Origin of the sequence: Chryseoglobus sp. 28M-23, assembly GCF_014789785.1 — a bacterium.
GTDB lineage: Bacteria > Actinomycetota > Actinomycetes > Actinomycetales > Microbacteriaceae > Microcella > Microcella indica.
Map to the genome: position 1 here is coordinate 2,388,319 of NZ_CP061846.1, position 18,621 is coordinate 2,406,939.

An 18,621-nucleotide genomic window follows, 5' to 3' on the forward strand; every position below is an offset into this window, starting at 1 on the left:
CTGGAATCATTCGAGCCATTGAGCCCCCTCGTCAGCAAAGGGCACGCGGGCGTCGTGGCGGGCTACCAGTTCCGTAAATGGCGCGATCGCAAGGACGCGGGTAACGAACATGCCCCGAAAGCCCGACTCGGCAAGGTCGAGCGTCATATGTCCAGCACGCTCGAGCTCGTGAAGGTCCGCGACATCCGCCGCTGCTTCCAGCCTGTCGCGCAGCTCCCGAGTGACTCGATGCACCTCATGTCTCAGCAAAGAGGCGTGCCCGAAGTGCGGAAGTACCGGTAGCCCCAGCCACTCAAGGAGCCTCTCGAAGTCACCATCACTCTGCGGACGTATCACATGAGGCGATGCCCATGCGCGGACCTGGCCAGCCGCGCGAACCCCGTGTGCACGCAAGGCCCGTTCAGAGTCTCGGATACCCCTCGCCCTGAGTCGCTCAATCAATGCAGACTTCCAGGACGCCTGCGACGCCTGGATTGCCGACGCGCGAGGGCCGATTCGCGCAAATGCTCGCGCACGGAGGGACTCGCGCTCGGCCTCACCTTCACGCAGGAGCAAGTAGGTGCCCGGAGCGACTGCGGACACCTCGGAATAGCCAACGCGCTCGCCAGGCGGCTGTGTCGGATCAAGCGCACGAATGCGCTCACCATCGTCGTCAAGCCAGATCGCGCGATTCCCTGAAAGGAGAACCTTGCGCGCCTCCACCTCGTCCGCGCTCGGCGCACGGTCCTCACTCACCCTGTTCCCCCAGACCGGCTGCGGAAGGAGATCTTCCTCCGGGATCGGCTCGGTGTCCGATACAGCAGGCTCCGGCGAAGGAGGCGATGCATCGCCAACCTCGACGATGCGCGCGGCGACTTGGATACCGCCCTCGGCGTACTGCGCGATTACCGACCTTGGGACGGTTCGATCGCCGAACCACGCTGGGAGTATGAACGTCACCTCAAGTGTTCGGGGCGCGGTGACCGCCGCCGACCTGAAGAATCGCGGCGGACCCACGAAGTAGGCGATGTCCTCGGAAACTTCGACGCGCTCAAGCTCGCCGAGCGTGAGAACTCGTGCCCCAAGTGAGCCGAGCCATTCGCCCAGGGCTTCTCGCGATCGACTGCTCGCAGCCACGACAACTGCCGAGTCCGCTCCGACCTCAGTCAGCGACTCAACCAACACGGCGCCCACGAGTGGGTCGCGGGTGCAGAGGGCAGCCGCCGCGTCAGCGATCTCTCGCAGCAGCGCATCTTCGTCGACGGCGCCGACCAGCCGCCGAGCCTGACGACCCACCTCGTCCGCGGCGGCCGTGAGCTGAGCATTGCACTCTATCGGCATCGGGTCGGTGATGAGGCGCCAGCGCAGTACTTTCGCGGCACCGGCGACGTCGTCCCAGACGCCGGGCCCATCCCGCTGGATCAGTCGGAACAGGCCGCGGGTGGCCGAATCGAATCTCGCGCCGAGTTTGTCCCGAACAGCGATGATCTCGACTCCATGTCGGGCCAACGAAGCCGAGGCCGCGTATCGCTGATCGAGTCCGATGATCCGGGACGTCATAGTGCCACCGTGAATGCGAGTGCCTCGATTCCGGCAGGCGGAGTCCAGCCCAGCTGAGACGAAAGCGCAATTGGCTCCCCGCGTGAGTTCCTGAGCTGCATCGCTTGTTCTGCTGCACTCTCGTCAGCAACCGATCGATCGAAAACACACACGACAACCGGACTCAGAACATCCTTGAGGTACTTGATCGCGCCCTGGCCGTCCAGAATCGTGAGGGATACGTCGGCTGGAAGCGGGAGCTGGTCAGCAAACCCCGAAGACGAGTAGATGCGCGAGAACCAGGTCGCCGACTTCTGGGTCCTTGGGAGAAGCAACGTTGCCAGGGAGTCTCCATCGGGATCGCCCCCCCGAGCCAGGACGGCTTCGAGGTCGTCATTGATCCAGCTCTTCGTACCCACGATTGCAAGATCGGCCGCGGGTGCAACGAGACGCCGCGCCCAATCTCGATCGACTCCGGTCATGCGACCGATACTTCCGATTTGCGGACGAGGCATTTTCGCGGCCGGGTCAGTCTCTGCCACGGCCGCAACGGCTTCCAGCCGATCAACGGCCCAGTGGCCCGCCAAAGCGACCCGCGCCGACGCGCGACTCTCATCGAGTCCCTGAAAGGGCCCCGAGATCACGTGTGTAGCGTTCAACGCACGATAGTTGCCTCGCGGCAGAGCTCCTCGAAGCACCGACAGTGGATCAGTCGCTACCTGAGCGGGCGGCCTTCCGAGAGTCCATCCGGCCCCGATCAGCACCGCGGCGTACTCGCGGCTTGGAACCGACACCGCGACGATTAGCTGACGGTCAGCAAAGGTGTCCGACTTGCGTGCAAGTCGTGTCCCAAGCGCGAGGATCGGACCGATCCAGGCTGACCGCACCGGCGCGGACTCAGGATTTACAGCAAGGCTTAGGAGCACATTCGGCCCAGGGCGATTCCCCGCCTCGCTCATCGCCTTCTCCCGCTCGTCGTCACTCAACTGTAATGATGATGACTGATATTCAGCGGCGACGACAACCACGCCAACTACGCGGCGGCCTCCTGGCCGATGGTCGACGCCGCGGTCAGCGCAACGCAAGTAGCCGCAGCAAGGGAACTCGCCACTGGCGGCGGGACCGCGTTCGAGACCTGCTCTACCTGCTGCGAGAGAGTGCCCAGGAGGACGAAGGTCTCCGGGAAGCCCTGAAGGAGCATCGCCTCGTAAATGCTCAGTCGGCGAGTTCCGTCTGGATGCACGTGAATCTCACGGTGGCCATAGGCCACGGTCGGGCTCGGCTTGTCCCACGAGAGGCGTCGGAAGCTCCTGGTGGGCGCGGGGCCATCGGTCTCGCCCTTGAATCGCTTGGATCGGGGAGTCATCGTCCAGTGGTTCGGATGAGGTCGGATCTCGTCGACTGAGAGATTCCGCGAGAAGAAAGCTGGCTGCGGGAGAAAACCGATCGCGCCGCGCACGGTCAAGTCGACTTCCTCGCGAGGGATGGTCTTCGGCTTGAAGGCTCTGGCCGCTGCCTCGCACTTGAACCCCGAGATGATCACTCGGTTCCGCGTCTGGGGCACGCCGTAGTCGAGAGCCGAGTGGTGGGCGACACCTGCCGTGAGTTTCAGCTCCTTGAACCGCGCGAGAATACCGCTGAAGGTCACCGAGTGCTTCGCGTCGCGGATGCCCATAACGTTCTCGAAGAGGACGAACTGCACGTCGTAGCGCGCTTGCAAAGCCTCCACAATTTCGAGGTAGAAAGTCGGCATCTGGTTGCGAGGGTCGTCAGCGCGAGAGTTGGGGTTCGCGCGGGAGAACCCCTGGCAGGGCGGGCCGCCGATGATGCCGATTGCCTCGCCGTCTTTCAAGGCTTTCGCGATTTCATCCAGGACGACAAGCCTTCCGGACTGCTCGCTCCGGGCCGTGATGTCCGCCGCGACTGACATCGTCGTCGGGAAGTTGCGCTTGTGCGTCTGGATCGCAGCCGCCATCCGATCGACCGCGAAGGCGATCTCGTAGCCCTCTTGATGGAAACCAAGATCAAGTCCGCCGGCACCCGAGAAGAGACTCACGATACGGGGCAGGACCATCGGGCGCTCCTTCAGCTACGCAGGCACCCGATTGGGCCTTTCCGCACCAGCGTAGTGCCAGCAGGGAAACAGATCCGAGCGGCGTCGACGTGTCGCGCGACCTTGACCGCGATTGTCGGCTAGCTCGGCGCCGCCCGCCGCGAGAGCATGCCAGACCGCCCTGGCCGACGCAAGCGAGGCAGTGGACCGCGGAACAGCGGAACAGCGGAACAGCGTTGCGCCGTCCGGACCGGTCCGGCGGAGGTCGGGAATCGGGCGGCCGGAACGGACTGCGCCCTGCGGGCGGCGCGCCACGAATGAAGATCGTGAGGTCACGGGATCAACGCCCGTCGCAGCCACCACTGCATCACTCCCTTCGTAGGATTACGTGCGACGTCACATCTCGACAGAAGCAGAGCTTCACTGGCACGCTGTGCGCATGACCGAAAAGAAGAACCGCGCAGGCGAGACCGACGGCTTCACCGTCGAGGAGCGCGCCGCCATGAAGGAGCGCGCCGAAGAGCTGCGTGCGCAGAAGGGCCGCACGAAGGGCGCCGCGAAGGCAGCCGCCGAGCTGCAGGACGTGCTCGACGCGATCGCGAAGCTGCCCGACGACGCCGACCGCGCCCTCGCCGAGCGCCTGCACGTCGTCATCACCGAGGCGGCCCCGCAGCTCGCCCCGAAGACCTGGTACGGCATGCCCGCCTACGCGCTCGACGGCAAGGTGCTCGTGTTCGTGCAGCCGGCGAGCAAGTTCGACACCCGCTACACGACGCTCGGCTTCAACGACACGGCCCAGTTCGACGACGGCGCCATGTGGCCGGCATCGTTCGCGGTCACGTCGCTCGGCCCGGCCGAGCAGAAGGCGATCACCGAACTCGTGCAACGCGCCATTGGCTGAACCCACCTGCGAAGAGCCCACGTCAGTCGCGAGCGTTCGTCGTAGCATCTCGGCATGACGTCTCGAGCAAGCGACTCCGCCGAGAGCGGTCGTCCGCGCGCCCACGGCCTTCGACCCTTGCGGGTCTGGGTGCCCGACGTGCGTTCGGAGAGCTTCGCTGCGGAAGCCCGCCGTCAATCAGCGGTCGTCGCGTCAGCCGCGACCCAGACCGACGACATGCCGTTCACTGAGGCGATCAGCGCAGCCTGGGGCGAGTAGAGCGCGGCGATAGCTCAACGCCCTTGCACCGTCTGAGCCGGGCGTAGTGGGTATGGCCAATCACGCGAGCGTGCGCCGGAAGAACGCGTCGATGCGCTGCCACGCGTCCTCCGCCTCGACCGGGCGGCGGCCGGGCCCCATAACGGGTCGCATCATGACGCGCAGGAGCGCCGGGCCCGACGGGCGCTCGTTGAGGAACGCGTGCCCGGCATCCGGGTACTCGACCACGTCGTGCTCGATGCCGCGGGCGGCGAGGGCGGCATCCAGTCTCGGGGCCGCGCCGCGCAGACTGCGATCGCGCGCGCCGTAGCTGCCGACGATGGGGCACGCACCGTCGAGCGCGTCGTCGAGGTCGGCGGGGAGCATCCCATAATTCACGGATGCTGCGCCGAAGCCCCCGCGACCCGCGAGCAGCAGGGCGAAGCCTCCGCCCATGCAGAACCCCACCACCCCCACGTGCTCGGTCGTGTCGGCGCGCGCCCGCAGCATCGCCCGGGCCGACTCGATGTCGTCGAACGCTGCGCCCGTGCCGCGTCTCAGCGCTCGAAACGTGGCGACCAGGCACCGCCGGGCACCGCCGCGGCTGTACAGGTCGGGCATGAGCACCATGTAGCCGAGGCGCGTGAGCCGCTCGAGGTGGTCGCGCATCGCGTCGTCGACGCCGAAGGCCTCGTGCAGCACGACGAGCGGCACGAACGGGCCCTCGCCGTCGGGAACACCGAGCACCCCGCGCAGCTCACCCGCGCGCGGGTCGCCCGGCTGCGGGATCGCGACGTCGGTGAGGCTCATGACGGCACTGTAGCCCGCGCGGCCACGCGCTCAGCAGAGGCGGTTCAGCAGTCGCAGCGGATCCCCTCCACCGCCGCCCCAGTGGCCGGCGTCGGCGCGGTGAGCGGGTCGACCTCGCGGTGCACGTGACCCTCCGCCGACTCGACGGGCAGTCCTTCGCGCGCCCAGTACTCGAAGCCGCCCAGCAGCTCCTTGACCGGCCAGCCCGCACTCGCGAGTGCGTGGGCGGCTTTCGCGCCGCCATTGCAGGCCGGCCCCCAGCACATGACGACGGTCGGCAGGGCCGGGTCGAGCTCGTCGAGCCTGTCGAGCAGCTCGGCGCGGGGAATGTGCACGGCGCTCGCGGCATGACCCTGGTTCCACGCGGCGTGGCCCCGAACATCCACGAGCTGCACCCGCTCACCCGCCTCGATCGCCGCCGCGACGTCGCTCGGGTCAGTCTCGAAGGCGAGGCGCGCCGCGAAGTGCGCGGCGGTCGCCGACGGCTCGGCGTACGGCCCCAGCAGGGAAGAACCCGGGATGCCCGCGGCGAGGTCTGCACTCATGCTCATGCCGCCAGGCTAGAGCCGGCAGGGCCCGCGCGACCGGGGTTGGCGCGAAGGCGCGCACGCGTGGCGGGAACAGAACGGAGCGCGACGCTGTTGACCCGCACATGACTGACACGACTGCTCCCGACCGCGTGACCATGTACGGCGCCGACTGGTGCCGCGACTGCCGCCGCACCGAGACCCTGCTCAACGACCTCGGAGTCGAGTGGACGAAGGTCGACGTCGAAGCCTCCGCCGAGGCTGCCGCGCAAGCGCAGGCGATCAGCGGCCGCATGAACATCCCGGTCGTGGTCTTCCCCGACGGCAGCCACCAGGTGGAGCCGAGCGACGCCGCCGTGCGCGACAAGCTCGCCGCCCTGGGCGCCCTCTAGACCGCCGCAGCCTCGTCGCTCGGGCGTGCGGCGCGCATCCCTTCTACCGGATGCGCCCCACGCCCGGCACCAAACGCCCCACGCGCGCGGCGTACTGCGCGTACGCCTCGTAGCGCTCGAGCAGCAGGCGCTCCTCGAACCGCGACTTCACCATGAGCGTGACGAGCAGCGCGGCCCACGCGCCGAGGTGCCACGGTGACGCCCCGATGACGGCGAGACCCGCGCCGAGCACGAGCAGCCCCGAGTAGATGGGGTGCCGGGTGAGCGCGAAGATGCCCGTTGTGACGAGCTCGGCCTCGGCGCGCGGCACCGGGCTCGGGGTGAGCGCGCCGCCCAGGCCGACGCCGGCGATGACCGCGATCACGAGGCCGACGACGACGAGCGCCCCGCCCACGAGGAACGTCACGCCGTCCCGCACCCACAGCGACCCGGGCGGCACGACCACGAGCACCGCGAGCAGGGCGAACTGGATCGCCACGAGTGTCCAGGCGGCGGTCGATCGCGCAGCGGGAGTCATGCGCGCAGGCTACTCCGCCACTCGTGCATCGCGCGAGGGCGTACGCTCAGCACGACGGAGTCATCGAGGCTCCCGACACGAGACGAGCGAGCACATGGGCGAGAAGTCCGCACGCAAGAACACCGCCAAGACCGCAGCATCGAAGACGCTCAAGGAGAAGCGCGTCACCAAGGCCGACAAGAAGGCCGCGAGCAACCGCATGGAGAGCTCTGACGCCGTCTCGAAGGCCGCGAAGCGCTAGAGTCGCGAGCCGCTACGGCTGCACGGCACTAGTGCCGCGACACTAGCCGGCGCGCTTCTTCTGCGCAGCGAGCAGATCTTTCTCGTCGATCGGCGCGAGACCGCGCGCCCGCAGTGAGGCATAGTACTCGCGCGCCTCCTCCTGCCGCGCCCGCTCCTCGCCCGTCGCGATGTCGGCGCGAATGTGCTCGTCGCGCAGCTCGAACGCATCCGTCAGCTCGAGAGCGTGCGGGCGCAGGCGCGGCAGCAGCCGGTCGTCGATGTAGTCGGTGATCGCTTGCGCGCGGTGGTCGCTCAACCGGCCGTGGATGACGTACCAGGCGAGGTTCTTCTCGATGAGCCCCAGGCCGAAGAGGTCGCGCAGCCACGTGAGCACTTGGCGGTTGCCCTCGTGCTCGACGCGGGCGAGCGCCTCCGTGAACGCCTCCCACTGCAGCAGCTCACCGTGCGCCTTCGCCGTCTCGATGAGCGCGTTCTGGTGGCGGTTGAAGAGCGCCGCGGCGTCCTTCTTCGGCAGCTTGGATGCACTGCGCAGCTTGCCCGCGAGCTCAGCCACCATCGTCTCGACCCGGTCGGTCAGCAGCTGCCGCTGCGACGCCGTGTCGCGCACGTAGCCCACCGATCGAGCCGTCGAGCCGAAGTCGGCCACCGACTGCACGAGGCGACGCAGCCCCGAGCGGTGCACGACGGCCTCGTTGACCTGGTCGGCGACGTAGTGCGCCATGACGCCGGCGTCGGCCTTCGCGAAGGTGCGCGAGTAGTCGGTCAGCAGGCGCTTGGCCACGAGCTGCAGCAGCACATTGTTGTCGCCCTCGAAGGTCGCGTAGATGTCGAGGTCGGCGCGCAGCTGCGTGAGGCGGTTGGCGGCGAGAAACCCCTGGCCGCCGCAGGCCTCACGCGCCTCCTGGATGATGTCGAGCGCCGCCCACGTGCTCAGCGGCTTGAGCGCCGCCGCGAGCGTCTCGAGGTCCTCCCGGTCGCTGTCGGTGTCGGTGCGACCCGAGAACACGCCGTCGAACTTCTCGAGGAACACCTCGTGCGCGAACGACATCGCGTACGTCTGCGCGAGGCGCGGCAGCAGGCGGCGCTGGTGCCGCTGGTAGTCGAGCAGCACGACCTCGTTGTCATCGCCGTCGTCGAACTGGCGACGCTCCGAGCCGTAGCGCACCGCGATCGTCGTGGCGAGCTTGCTCGCAACGACGCACGCGCCGTCGAGCGACACGCGCCCCTGCACGAGCGTGCCGAGCATCGTGAAGAAGCGGCGCCCCGGGCTCGTGATCGGCGAGGTGTACACGCCGTTCTCGTCGACGGAGCCATAGCGGTTGAGCAAGTTCGTGCGGGGCACGCGCACCTGCGTGAAGTGCAGGCGCCCGTTGTCGATGCCGTTGAGGCCGCCCTTGAGGCCGTCGTCCTCGCCGCCGATGCCGGCCAAGAAGTCACCGTTCTCGTCGCGCAGCGGCACGTAGAAAGCGTGCACGCCGTGGTTGACGCCGCGCGTGATGAGCTGCGCGAAGACGACGGCGGCGCGGCCGTGCAGAGCCGCGTTGCCGAGGTAGTCCTTCCACGCAGCGCGGAACGGGGTGTGGATGACCCACTCATCGCTCGCCTCGTCGTAGGTCGCCGTCGTGCCGACAGCCGAGACGTCGCTGCCGTGCCCGGTCTCCGTCATGGCGAACGCGCCGGGGGTGGTGAGGTCGAGGGCGTCGGGCAGCCAGGCCGCGTGGTGCGGATGGGTGCCGAGGTGCAGGATGGCGGAAGCGTAGAGGCCCCACTGCACGCCCGACTTGATCTGCATGCTCGGGTCACCGAGCAGCAGCTCTTCGAAGCTCGCGATGAACCCGCCGTGGTCGTCCTCGCCGCCGAACTCCTTCGGGAACGCGCGGTGCACCGAGCCGTGCTCGACGAGCAGGCCGAGCTGGCCGAGCACGCGCTCACGCTGTGCGTCCATGTCGTCGGTCGGGATGCGGTGGAACTCCTCGCGGCGCATGAGCTCGCGCGACGCGCGGCGGCTCTCCGCCCACCGGCCCATGAGCTGCTCGCCGAGGGCAGCGACGTCGAGCTGCAGTGCTGACTCCTCCGCCTTCTGCGCCTCGACTCGTTGCTCGGCAACGGGAGCGGCGGGGGCGGGCTGAGCGGGTTCGGTGTGCTCGGCGACGGGAGCGTCGCCGGTGCGCGGTTCACGAACAGAAGATTCACGAGTGGCCATGATTCGACGGTAAAGCGGCCGACGCGCGGGCGGCAGTTCATGGTGAGCAGGCGACGAACCCGGCCCGGAGCATCCCGCCCTTCGTTGTGGACTTCCGCACATTGCTGAGCGTTCGCCCTGTGCGGAACCTCTCGAATCGGCGCCGCTTCGCTCTGCGCGAATACCCTAGGGGGTATGGCGCTCCTCTGGCAGAATGGGGTGATGCCTACCGTAGACCTGACCACTGCCGACTTCGAGAAGACCGTCACCGCCGAGGGCATCACCCTCGTCGACTTCTGGGCCGAGTGGTGCGGGCCCTGCCGCCAGTTCGCGCCCGTCTATGAGAAGGCGAGCGAAACGCACCCCGATGTGACGTTCGGCAAGGTTGACACGGAGGCCGAGCAGGCGATCGCGTCGGCCGCGAACATCCGGTCGATCCCGACCCTCATGGCCTTCCGCGACGGCGTGCTCGTCTTCGCGCAGCCCGGGGCGCTGCCCGCGCCGGCGCTCGAGCAGGTCATCACCGCGGTGAAAGACCTCGACATGGACGACGTGCGCAAGCAGCTCGCCGAGCAGCAGGCGCAGCAGGGCGCCGCGGAGTCGTAGGGCCCGCCTCTAGTCGAACTCCGGGGGCGGAGGCTCGTCGTCGGGCGGGGGCTCATCGAAGAACGGGATGCCCGGCTCAGGCTCTGCCGTACTGACGGGCCCGCGCGATGCGCCCGCGGCGTCACCGGCTGGAGCCGCGGCGGCGGGTGGCGGCTCCTCGCCGCGGACGATCGCGAGCACCGCCTCGCCGTACTGCGCGAGCTTCTTCGACCCGACACCGCTGATCTCGCCCAGCTCGCCGAGCGAGCTCGGCTCGGTGAGCGCGATGCCGCGCAGGGTCGCATCGCCGAACACGATGTACGCGGGCGCGCCCAACTCGCGCGCCGTCGCCGCGCGCCACGCACGCAGTCGCTCGAACAGCGGCGTCGCTTCGCTCGGCAGATCGGCGGGCGCCGAACGGCGCGACGAGCGGGGCGCGCGCTTCGGCTCGCGGCGCAGCCGCACCTCCCGTTCGCCCTTCAGTACGGCGGCGCTCGCCTCGGTGATGACGAGCGTGCCGTAGCCGTCGCCGTGCACCGCGAGCAACCCCTGGGCCAGCAATTGCCGCACGACGCCGCGCCACTCCTGGTCGCTCAGGTCGTCGCCGATGCCGAACGTCGCGAGCGAGTCGTGCCCGAGCTGCTCGACGCGCGGCGTGCGCTTGCCGGTGAGGATGTCGATGAGCTGCCCCGCGCCGTAGCGCTGCCGACGCTCGCGATCGAGCCGCACCACCGTCGAGAGCAGCTTCTGCGCCGGAACGGTGCCATCCCAGCTCTCCGGAGGCGCGAGGCACGTGTCGCAATTGCCGCAGCGCTCCACCGCACCTGACGAGCCCCCCAGTGACTGCCCGAAGTAGGCGAGCAGCTGCACCCGCCGGCACTCCACCGTTTCGCACAGCGCAAGCATCGCGTCGAGCAGTTGCGATTGGCGGCGCTTGTGCGCGGCGTCACCCTCGTTGCGGTCGATCATCTGGCGCTGCTGCACGACATCCTGCAGGCCGTAGGCGAGCCACGCCGTCGACGGCAGACCATCGCGCCCGGCACGCCCCGTCTCCTGGTAGTACCCCTCGACGCTCTTCGGCAGGTCGAGGTGGGCGACGAACCGCACGTCGGGCTTGTCGATGCCCATGCCGAAGGCGATCGTCGCGACCATGACGATGCCCTCCTCGCGCAGAAACCGCGACTGGTGGTCGGCCCGCACGCGCGCGTCGAGGCCCGCGTGGTACGGCAGCGCCGGGATGCCCTGCTCAGCGAGCGCCGTCGCCGTCTTCTCCACACTCGCGCGCGACAGGCAGTACACGATGCCCGCGTCGCCCGGGTGCTCCGAGCGGATCAGCTGCAGCAGCTGCTGCACGGGCTGGTTCTTGCCCTCGATGCGGTATTGGATGTTCGGCCGGTCGAAGCTCGCCGTGAACCGTCGCGCCGCGCCGAGATCCAGCCGGGCGACGATCTCGTCGGCCGTCGCTTGCGTCGCTGTCGCGGTGAGGGCGATGCGCGGGATGCTCGGCCAGCGTTCGTGCAGCATCGACAGTGCAAGGTAGTCGGGCCGGAAGTCGTGCCCCCACTGCGACACGCAGTGCGCCTCGTCGATCGCGAAGAGGGCGACGTTCAGGCGGTCGAGCAGCTGCCCGGTCGCCGGCACGGTGATGCGCTCGGGCGCGAGGTAGAGCAGATCCACCTCGCCCGCGAGCAGGGCCTGCTCGACGCGGCGCCGCTCGTCAGGGGATTGCGTCGAGTTGAGGAACTCGGCGCGGGCGCCGACGGCGGCGAGAGCATCCACCTGGTCCTTCATCAGCGCGATGAGCGGCGAGATGACGACGCCGACGCCCTCGCGCACGAGAGCCGGAATCTGGTAGCAGAGGCTCTTGCCGCCGCCCGTGGGCATGAGCACGAGCGCATCGCCGCCGCCCACGACGTGGTCGATGATGGCCTGCTGGTCGCCGCGGAAGGCCGGGTAGCCGAACACCGTCTCGAGCACCTGCTGGGGGGTTCGGGTCGCGATGCTCACCCGCCCCAGGGTAGTCGCGGCCGCCGACGGCTCCGCGCCCCGCTCGCCTAGATGTGGATGGCGGGGTCGATGTAGAAGCCGTCGGACTGCGTGCCCGAGCCCGCGCCACGGTCGAGCGGTCGCGAGGTCGCGGGAATGCCCGTCGCGACCGAGTCGGGCGGCACGTCCTTCGTCACGAGCGCGAGTGCGCCGACCTGCGAGCGCGCGCCGATCGTCACCGGGCCGAGCACCGTCGCGTTCGCCCCGATGAGAACGCCGTCTTCGACCGTGGGGTGCCGCTTGACCTTCGCGAGCGTCCGGCCGCCGAGCGTCACGCCGTGGTACAGCATGACGTCGTCGCCGATCTCGGCCGTCTCCCCGATGACGACCCCCATGCCGTGGTCGATGAAGAAGCGGCGCCCGATCCGCGCGCCCGGGTGGATCTCCACGCCCGTCCAGGCTCGCGCGGACTGCGCGATCATGCGCGCGAGCAGCCGCAGACGCCAGCGCCACAGCCGGTGGGCGAGGCGGTGCCACCAGATGGCGTGCAGTCCCGCCGAGGTGAGGAACACCTCGAGCCCGGACCGCGCGGCCGGATCGCGCAGGCGTGCGGTCGCGATGTCTTCCCGTAGTGGCATCTAGGAGCGCAGGTCCTCGTAGAGGACGCTCGAGAGGTACCGCTCGCCGTAGCTCGCGAGAATCACCACGATCGTCTTGCCGGCGTTCTCGGGCCGCTTCGCGAGCTCGATCGCGGCGTGCGCGGTCGCACCGGACGAGATGCCGCCGAGAATGCCCTCCTCCGCGGCGAGGCGACGCGCCATGCTCACCGACTGGCCGATGTTGACGTCGATGATCTCGTCGTAGATCTCGCGGTCGAGAACCGCGGGGATGAAGTTGGCGCCGATGCCGGCGATCTTGTGCGGGCCGGGGTCGCCGCCATTGAGGATGGGGCTCTCCTCCGGCTCGACGCCGACGATCTTCACGGCGGGCTTGTTCTCCTTGAGGAACTGGCCGGTGCCCGTGAGCGTGCCGCCCGTGCCGATGCCGGAGACGAAGATGTCGACCGCGCCGTCGGTGTCGTTCCACACCTCGGGGCCGGTGGTGCGGCGGTGCACCTCGGCGTTCGCCTCGTTCTCGAACTGCTTCGCGAGCACGGCCCCTGGGGTGTTGGCGACGATCTCGGCCGCCTTCGATACGGCACCCTTCATGCCCTCCGAGCCGGGGGTGAGGACGAGTTCGGCGCCGTACGCCTTGAGCAGCATCTTGCGCTCCTCGCTCATCGTCTCGGGCATCGTGAGGATGACGTGGTAGCCGCGCGCCGCGCCGATCATCGCGAGGGCGATGCCCGTGTTGCCGCTCGTGCCCTCGACGATCGTGCCGCCCTTCGTGAGCTCTCCGCTCTTCTCGGCGGCCTCGACGATCGCGACGCCCAGGCGGTCTTTGACGCTCGCCGAGGGGTTGTAGAACTCGAGCTTGGCGAGCACGGTCGCCTCCGCACCGTCGGTGACGGCGTTGAGGGCGACGAGGGGCGTGTTGCCGAACGCCTCGGTGATGTCCTGGTAGATGCGAGCCATGATGGTCTCTCCTCGGTGGGTCGGCGGTGGAAGTCTGTAGGGGGCGGAGGCTGCGCGCTGCACAGGCCGCATACCCGCGCAGCTCAAGGCTACGAGAGTCGCACGTCTCGCGCGCGAATATGACGTTCGCCCCTCACGCCTCAACAGGCGCGTGCACCGAGGCATTCCCCCCGGGGTGCGAGAATCGTCGACGGGCCGGACGACTGCGGGAGGTGCACGCGTGCTCACAGTGGTACTCGGTCTCGCCGGGGCGCTCGTCTACGGCGCCGCCGACTTCCTCGGCGGTCTCGCCTCCCGGCGCATCTCGGCACTGCGCGTCACCGCCCTCGCGGCGCTCTCCGGCGTCGTGCTGCTCGCCGTCGCCGCGGTCGTCGTCGGTGGGGAGTGGAGCCGCGAGGCTCTGTTCTGGGGCGCACTCTCGGGCGTGACCGGTGCAGGGGCGATCGCCCTGCTGTACGCGTGCCTCGCGATCGGGCCCATGAGCATTCTCTCGCCCCTCACCGCCGTGATCTCGGCGATCGTGCCCATGACGTGGGGCCTCGTCACCGGCGAACGGCTCGGCGCGATCGCCTATCCCGCACTCGGCCTCGCCCTCATCGCCGTCGTGCTCGTCGGCTTCGTCCCGGAGAAGGGCGCGGTGCGGCCGAGCCTGCGCGGCCTGCTCATGGCGACCGGGTCGGGGGCCCTCATCGGCGCCTTCTACATCCTCATCGACCAGACCCCCGACGACTCGGGGCTCGTGCCGCTCGTCGCCAACCGCGTCGTCAACGCGACCCTCATGATCACGGTCATCGTTGTGCTGGCCGTCATCGCGGGGCGGCGCCACGTCTCCGCTCGGGATGCTCCGCTCGCGATCCTCGAAGGAACCCACGGCGCCCCGCACGCCCTCGGCGAGCCGGTCGGTGCCGGGCCCGCTGAGGCTCGACCGGCACCGTCGCCCGGCACCACGCCACCCGCCACCACTCTGCTGCGCGCGAGTGCGGCGGCCCTGCGCGGCGGGTGGCGCGCCGGGTTCTGGCTCGCCGTCGGGTGCGGAGTGCTCGACGCCGCCGCCAATGCGATCGTGCTCATCGGGCTGCGGCTCGGCGATCTCACCGTCGTCTCGGTGCTCACCGCGCTCTACCCGGCCGGTACGATCCTGCTCGCCGCGGTCGTGCTGCGTGAGCGCATCGCGCGGCTGCAGTGGGTCGGGCTCGTGCTGGCGCTCGCGGCGAGCGCGATGCTCTCACTCTCCTGAGCCGAGCATCCCGCACCGCGTCCCGCGCCCGCGCGGCTGTGCCCCCGCAACTGTGCCCCCGCGCCCCAGCGCGACTGTGCCGTTGAGTGGCAACTGTGCTCGGGCGCACGCGCACAGTTGCCATTACCGAGCACACTCGTTGACGCTGCACCCCACCGACCGTGACCCGGGCACCGTGCCGAGCGCGGTGTGAGCGCGGCTACAGCGCGGCGAGCTCGTCGAGCAGGGCGTCGCCGGCGCGCACCTCGTGCACGACGGCGTCGATCTCGGCGCGTCCCAGCAGCTCGTCGAGCCGACGACGGCGCTGGCGCGTGACGAGCGTCACGACCGTGCCGACCTTGCCCGCGCGGCCCGTGCGGCCCGAGCGGTGCAGGTACGCCTTGTACTCGTCGGGCGCGTCGGCCTGGATGACGAGCGAGATGTCATCGACGTGGATGCCCCGGGCCGCGACATCCGTGGCCACGAGCACGCTCACCCGGCCGCTCGTGAGCTTCTCGAGGTTGCGGCTGCGCCTCGCCTGGTTGAGATCACCGTGCAGGCTCACGGCGGGGATCCCCGCGTCGTCGAGCTGATCGGCGAGCTCCTCGGCGAAGGCTCGGGTGCGCGCGAAGACGAGCGTCTTGCCCGGGCCGGCGGAGAGCTGCTCGATGACGGCGCGCTTCTCGCGCTGCTCGACGAGCAGCACGCGGTGGTCGATCGTCGACGACTCCTGGTCCTCCCCCGCGACCTCGTAGACGCTCGGGCTCGACAGGAACTCCGTGACGAGGCTCGCGACGCCCGAGTCGAGGGTCGCCGAGAACAGGAGCTTCTGGTTGCCGGTGCGCGTGCGGCGGATGATGCGCTGCACGGGTTCGAGGAAGCCCAGCTCGCACATGTGGTCGGCCTCGTCGAGGACGACGATCTCGATGCGGCTCAGGTCGAGCCGCCCCTGCTCGACGAGGTCTTCGATGCGGCCGGGCGTGCCGATGATGATGTCGACACCTCGGCGCAGCGCGCCGACCTGGCGAGCCTGGGGCACGCCGCCGTAGATCTGCGTCGTGAAGAGGCCCACGCTGCGGGCGATGGGCTGCACGGTGCGGTCGATTTGCAGGGCGAGCTCGCGCGTCGGCGCGAGGATGAGGGCGCGCGGGGCGCGGCCCTCCTTGCGGTTCTTGCCGCCGCCGTTCTCCATGAGCCGCTCGACGAGGGGCGCCCCGAAGGCGATCGTCTTGCCGCTGCCGGTGCGACCGCGGCCGAGCACATCCTTGCCCGCGAGCACGTCGGGAATCGTCGCCGCCTGGATGGGGAACGGCGTCACGGCCCCGAGGTCCTCGAGCGTGCGCGTGATGTTGCCGCCGAGGCCGAGATCGGTGAAGGTCACGCCCTCGACGTCGCGAGCCTGCACGGCGTCGGCCGCGAGACGCTCGAGCACGACGTCGTCGACCGGTCCGGCGGCGGGCTTGCTCGGGTAGAAGCCCGCATCGCGGTTCTCGGAGCGGGGCGCGCGGTTCTCGGTGCGGGGTGCGCGGGCGGGGCGGTCATCCCGACGACGGGTGTCCGCTGCGCCGACACCTCGGCCGCCGTCGCGGCGCGTGCCGCGCGACTCGCCGCCGCGGTCGTCCAACTGTCGGTCCTGCGGACGCGTGTCGCGACCGAACCGGCGCGCGGGCCGCTCGTTGGCAGCATCCTTCTGCGGGCGCCACTCGGGGCGGTGCGCCGTGCGGCCCGTGCCCGTGCGCTGCACCGACACGTCCTGGCCGCGGGACGGGCGTCCGACGCGGTCATCGCGTGCGGGGCGGCCGGGGTGGCCGCGGTCGTCGCGAGCGGGCCGACCAGCGTCGTCGCGCGATGCGCGAGCCGGGCGCCCGCGATCGTCGCGAGCAGGACGACCGGCGTCGTCGCGGCCGCCGCGCGCCGCACGCTCGCCGCGCACCTCGCGGTCGCCGCGCGAGCGCTCCGGCGCGTGGCCGCGGTCGACGCGCTCCTCACGGCTCCAGCGCGCCTTCTTCGCGGGCGCGTCGGCCTCCTCGGGGCGGTAGCCGCGGTGACCGGGGCTGCGCGAACCGCTCGCGGCGGCGGCGCGGCCGCCGGAACGTCCGGCTCCCGAGGCGCCGCGGGCGGAGGTGCTGGCGCGCCCGGGGCGCGCCTTCTTGTTCTGAGGCATGGCTGTTCGTCTTTCGGATAGTGCAAGAAGCATCGTCGGCGCGCTCACGCGCCGCTATCCCAGGCAGTCTTCGACTGGGGCCGTCACAACTCGAGGTGTCATCGCACCGCCGATCGGCGGGGATGTACCGGCCCTGGAGACGCACACGTTCTGTGGCGAAGGTCTTCGCCCGTCTCAAGCCGACCCCTCACAGTACCGGACGACCCTGAACACCCCCGCAGACCGGCGCGTCGGTATTCTGAGCGCACCATGATCCTGAACCCGCCATGACCACGGCGCCCCTCGCCACGACCGTGCGCCCGGAGGACCCCCGCCAGCCGGAGGTCGAGGCGATGCTGCGCGCTGGTGAGGCGTTCGCGCGCGGTCTCTACAGCGCCGAGGAGTGCTTCCTGCTGCCGGTCGAGCATCTCGCGGCACCGGGCACGACCGTGCTCGTCGCCCGTGACGACTCCGGGGCCGCGCTCGGCATGGTCGCGCTCGTCGAGCAGGAAGCCGGCATGGGCGAGCTCAAGCGCCTGTTCGTGGACGATGCGGCACGCGGTCGGGGCGTCGCCGACCTGCTACTGGATGCCCTCGAGCAGGCCGCGCGCGAGTGCAGCATCCGCACCCTGCGTCTGGAGACCGGCACCCTAAGCGATGCCGCCCTGCGGTTCTATGCCCGGCGCGGGTACGAGCGCATTCCCGCGTTCGGGCCGTACGTGGGCAGCGCGACGAGCGTGTGCATGGCGCGCGACCTGGGGTGACGCGCCAGCACTACTGCTCGCGTCGGAGGGCGCTGAGCTCCGCCCGGAGCCGGGCGATGCGCTCGGCGCGCGCCTCGTGCACGGACTCGAGCTCCTCCAGTTCGGTCTGCAACGGGTCGAGCTCGGGGTCCGGATTGTCTCGCGCGTGCGCGCGCGCTTCGTCGCGCTGGTGCGCGACCTCCTCTTCGCGGGCTTGATCCATGGCGTTGAGCACGATGCCGATGAGGACGTTGAGCACCGTGAACACGATGAAGAACATGTACGTGAGGAAGTACACGAGCGCGAATGGTGTCACCCCGATGCCGCCCATGAACGCGTCGGGGAAGTTCTCGAGCGTGAGCAGCACCACGAGCGTCACCATCGCGGCGCCGAGGTCGCCCCACTGCTGCGGGTCGTCATCGCCGAAGAGGTAGACACCCGCCATCGCGTAGAGGAAGAGTAGGAACCCGATGAGGACGGAGATGCTCACGAGCGGTGCGACGCTCTTGAGGATCGAGACGCTCAGGATGCGCACTTCGGGCAGGAAGCGGAACAGCCGGATGAGGCGGAACAGCCGGATGAGGCGGAAGATGACGGCATTGCCGTCGACGAGCGGCACGGAGACGACGATGAGGAAGTCGAAGACGTTCCAGCCGGAGCGGAAGAACATCCACGGCTTCGAGCCGTAGGAGATGATGCGCAGGAGCACTTCCACGGCGTAGAAGACGACGGCGATGCCGTCGAAGCTGCGCGCGACCTCCCGCACGCCTTCCGGAGCGCCATCGAAGGTCAGAATCGCGAGCGCCACGGCGTTGGCGATGATGACCGTGATCACGAGGATCTCGAAGATGGTGCCGTACATGAGGCGGGCGAGCCAGCCGATGCGGTACGGGGCGAGCTCGACGGGCTGCCCGCGCAGGAACCGTGCAGGGTTGAGTCGGGACGCGTTCATGCGGTGGCCTCGGGTGCTCGCAGTGGGGTCGGGTACCGGCAC

General features: G+C 69.6%; 19 protein-coding genes. 7 read left to right on the forward strand and 12 right to left on the reverse strand.

The window, feature by feature from the left end; genetic code table 11:
* Window positions 1–6: 6 nt before the first annotated feature.
* The 3 genes from IE160_RS11635 to IE160_RS11645 form a co-directional block, all read right to left on the reverse strand.
* Window positions 7–1,539: a DISARM anti-phage system protein DrmE domain-containing protein gene (locus tag IE160_RS11635; protein ID WP_191151195.1), complete on the reverse strand. Its 1,533-nt coding sequence runs from the start codon at window positions 1,537–1,539 to the stop codon at window positions 7–9.
* Window positions 1,536–2,000, reverse strand: a complete 465-nt coding sequence (locus IE160_RS11640; RefSeq protein ID WP_191151196.1) for a hypothetical protein — start codon at window positions 1,998–2,000, stop codon at window positions 1,536–1,538. Before IE160_RS11640 ends, IE160_RS11635 begins: the two co-directional genes overlap by 4 nt.
* A 551-nt stretch (window positions 2,001–2,551) precedes the next feature.
* Window positions 2,552–3,592 (reverse strand): DNA cytosine methyltransferase, encoded by a 1,041-nt coding sequence (locus tag IE160_RS11645; protein WP_191151197.1) that lies wholly within the window; start codon window positions 3,590–3,592, stop codon window positions 2,552–2,554.
* Between the two features lie 418 nt (window positions 3,593–4,010).
* Here IE160_RS11645 and IE160_RS11650 point away from each other — a divergent pair, with 418 nt between their 5' ends.
* Both IE160_RS11650 and IE160_RS11655 read left to right on the forward strand, forming a co-directional pair.
* A complete protein-coding gene (locus IE160_RS11650) occupies window positions 4,011–4,472 on the forward strand; it encodes an iron chaperone (RefSeq protein ID WP_191151198.1) in 462 nt (153 codons plus the stop codon).
* A gap of 54 nt (window positions 4,473–4,526) precedes the next feature.
* Window positions 4,527–4,730: an antitoxin MazE family protein gene (locus IE160_RS11655; RefSeq protein WP_191151199.1), complete on the forward strand. Its 204-nt coding sequence runs from the start codon at window positions 4,527–4,529 to the stop codon at window positions 4,728–4,730.
* A gap of 60 nt (window positions 4,731–4,790) precedes the next feature.
* Here the strand turns inward: IE160_RS11655 and IE160_RS11660 are convergent, their stop codons facing one another.
* Together IE160_RS11660 and IE160_RS11665 are read right to left on the reverse strand one after the other, a co-directional pair.
* The gene (locus IE160_RS11660; RefSeq protein WP_191151200.1) at window positions 4,791–5,519 is read right to left on the reverse strand and encodes a dienelactone hydrolase family protein; all 729 of its coding nucleotides are present in this window, start codon (window positions 5,517–5,519) and stop codon (window positions 4,791–4,793) included.
* 44 nt (window positions 5,520–5,563) lie between these two features.
* The gene (locus IE160_RS11665) at window positions 5,564–6,070 is read right to left on the reverse strand and encodes a rhodanese-like domain-containing protein (protein WP_191151201.1); all 507 of its coding nucleotides are present in this window, start codon (window positions 6,068–6,070) and stop codon (window positions 5,564–5,566) included.
* Window positions 6,071–6,171: 101 nt separating this feature from the next.
* On the opposite strand from IE160_RS11665, the gene IE160_RS11670 reads away from it, so the two are divergent.
* The gene (locus tag IE160_RS11670) at window positions 6,172–6,438 is read left to right on the forward strand and encodes a glutaredoxin family protein (protein WP_191151202.1); all 267 of its coding nucleotides are present in this window, start codon (window positions 6,172–6,174) and stop codon (window positions 6,436–6,438) included.
* A 43-nt stretch (window positions 6,439–6,481) separates the two neighbouring features.
* Here the strand turns inward: IE160_RS11670 and IE160_RS11675 are convergent, their stop codons facing one another.
* Window positions 6,482–6,955 (reverse strand): methyltransferase family protein, encoded by a 474-nt coding sequence (locus IE160_RS11675; RefSeq protein WP_191151203.1) that lies wholly within the window; start codon window positions 6,953–6,955, stop codon window positions 6,482–6,484.
* A gap of 94 nt (window positions 6,956–7,049) precedes the next feature.
* Between IE160_RS11675 and IE160_RS11680 the strand changes: the two genes are divergently transcribed.
* Complete coding sequence (locus IE160_RS11680) at window positions 7,050–7,196, forward strand: hypothetical protein (protein WP_191151204.1); 147 nt, start codon at window positions 7,050–7,052, stop codon at window positions 7,194–7,196.
* A 42-nt stretch (window positions 7,197–7,238) separates the two neighbouring features.
* Here IE160_RS11680 and IE160_RS11685 read toward each other — a convergent pair whose 3' ends face one another.
* The gene (locus IE160_RS11685) at window positions 7,239–9,401 is read right to left on the reverse strand and encodes an acyl-CoA dehydrogenase family protein (RefSeq protein WP_191151205.1); all 2,163 of its coding nucleotides are present in this window, start codon (window positions 9,399–9,401) and stop codon (window positions 7,239–7,241) included.
* A gap of 201 nt (window positions 9,402–9,602) precedes the next feature.
* On the opposite strand from IE160_RS11685, the gene trxA reads away from it, so the two are divergent.
* Window positions 9,603–9,986, forward strand: coding sequence for a thioredoxin (trxA, locus tag IE160_RS11690; protein WP_191151206.1), 384 nt, complete (start codon window positions 9,603–9,605; stop codon window positions 9,984–9,986).
* A 9-nt stretch (window positions 9,987–9,995) separates the two neighbouring features.
* On the opposite strand, the gene recQ is transcribed toward trxA, so the two are convergent.
* The 3 genes from recQ to cysK are packed head-to-tail and all read right to left on the reverse strand — an operon-like array spanning window position 9,996 to window position 13,525.
* On the reverse strand, window positions 9,996–11,972 hold the full coding sequence (gene recQ, locus IE160_RS11695) for a DNA helicase RecQ (protein ID WP_191151207.1): 1,977 nt from the start codon (window positions 11,970–11,972) through the stop codon (window positions 9,996–9,998).
* 47 nt (window positions 11,973–12,019) lie between these two features.
* On the reverse strand, window positions 12,020–12,589 hold the full coding sequence (gene epsC, locus IE160_RS11700) for a serine O-acetyltransferase EpsC (protein ID WP_191151208.1): 570 nt from the start codon (window positions 12,587–12,589) through the stop codon (window positions 12,020–12,022).
* On the reverse strand, window positions 12,590–13,525 hold the full coding sequence (gene cysK / locus IE160_RS11705; protein WP_191151209.1) for a cysteine synthase A: 936 nt from the start codon (window positions 13,523–13,525) through the stop codon (window positions 12,590–12,592).
* A gap of 220 nt (window positions 13,526–13,745) precedes the next feature.
* Here cysK and IE160_RS11710 point away from each other — a divergent pair, with 220 nt between their 5' ends.
* Complete coding sequence (locus IE160_RS11710) at window positions 13,746–14,762, forward strand: EamA family transporter (protein ID WP_224744485.1); 1,017 nt, start codon at window positions 13,746–13,748, stop codon at window positions 14,760–14,762.
* A 199-nt stretch (window positions 14,763–14,961) separates the two neighbouring features.
* Here the strand turns inward: IE160_RS11710 and IE160_RS11715 are convergent, their stop codons facing one another.
* Window positions 14,962–16,905: a DEAD/DEAH box helicase gene (locus IE160_RS11715; RefSeq protein ID WP_191151210.1), complete on the reverse strand. Its 1,944-nt coding sequence runs from the start codon at window positions 16,903–16,905 to the stop codon at window positions 14,962–14,964.
* A 266-nt stretch (window positions 16,906–17,171) separates the two neighbouring features.
* On the opposite strand from IE160_RS11715, the gene IE160_RS11720 reads away from it, so the two are divergent.
* Entirely contained in the window at window positions 17,172–17,648 is a 477-nt protein-coding gene (locus IE160_RS11720) for a GNAT family N-acetyltransferase (RefSeq protein ID WP_179872707.1), read from the forward strand.
* A 10-nt stretch (window positions 17,649–17,658) separates the two neighbouring features.
* Here the strand turns inward: IE160_RS11720 and IE160_RS11725 are convergent, their stop codons facing one another.
* Window positions 17,659–18,579, reverse strand: a complete 921-nt coding sequence (locus IE160_RS11725; RefSeq protein WP_191151211.1) for an ion transporter — start codon at window positions 18,577–18,579, stop codon at window positions 17,659–17,661.
* Window positions 18,580–18,621 lie beyond the last annotated feature (42 nt).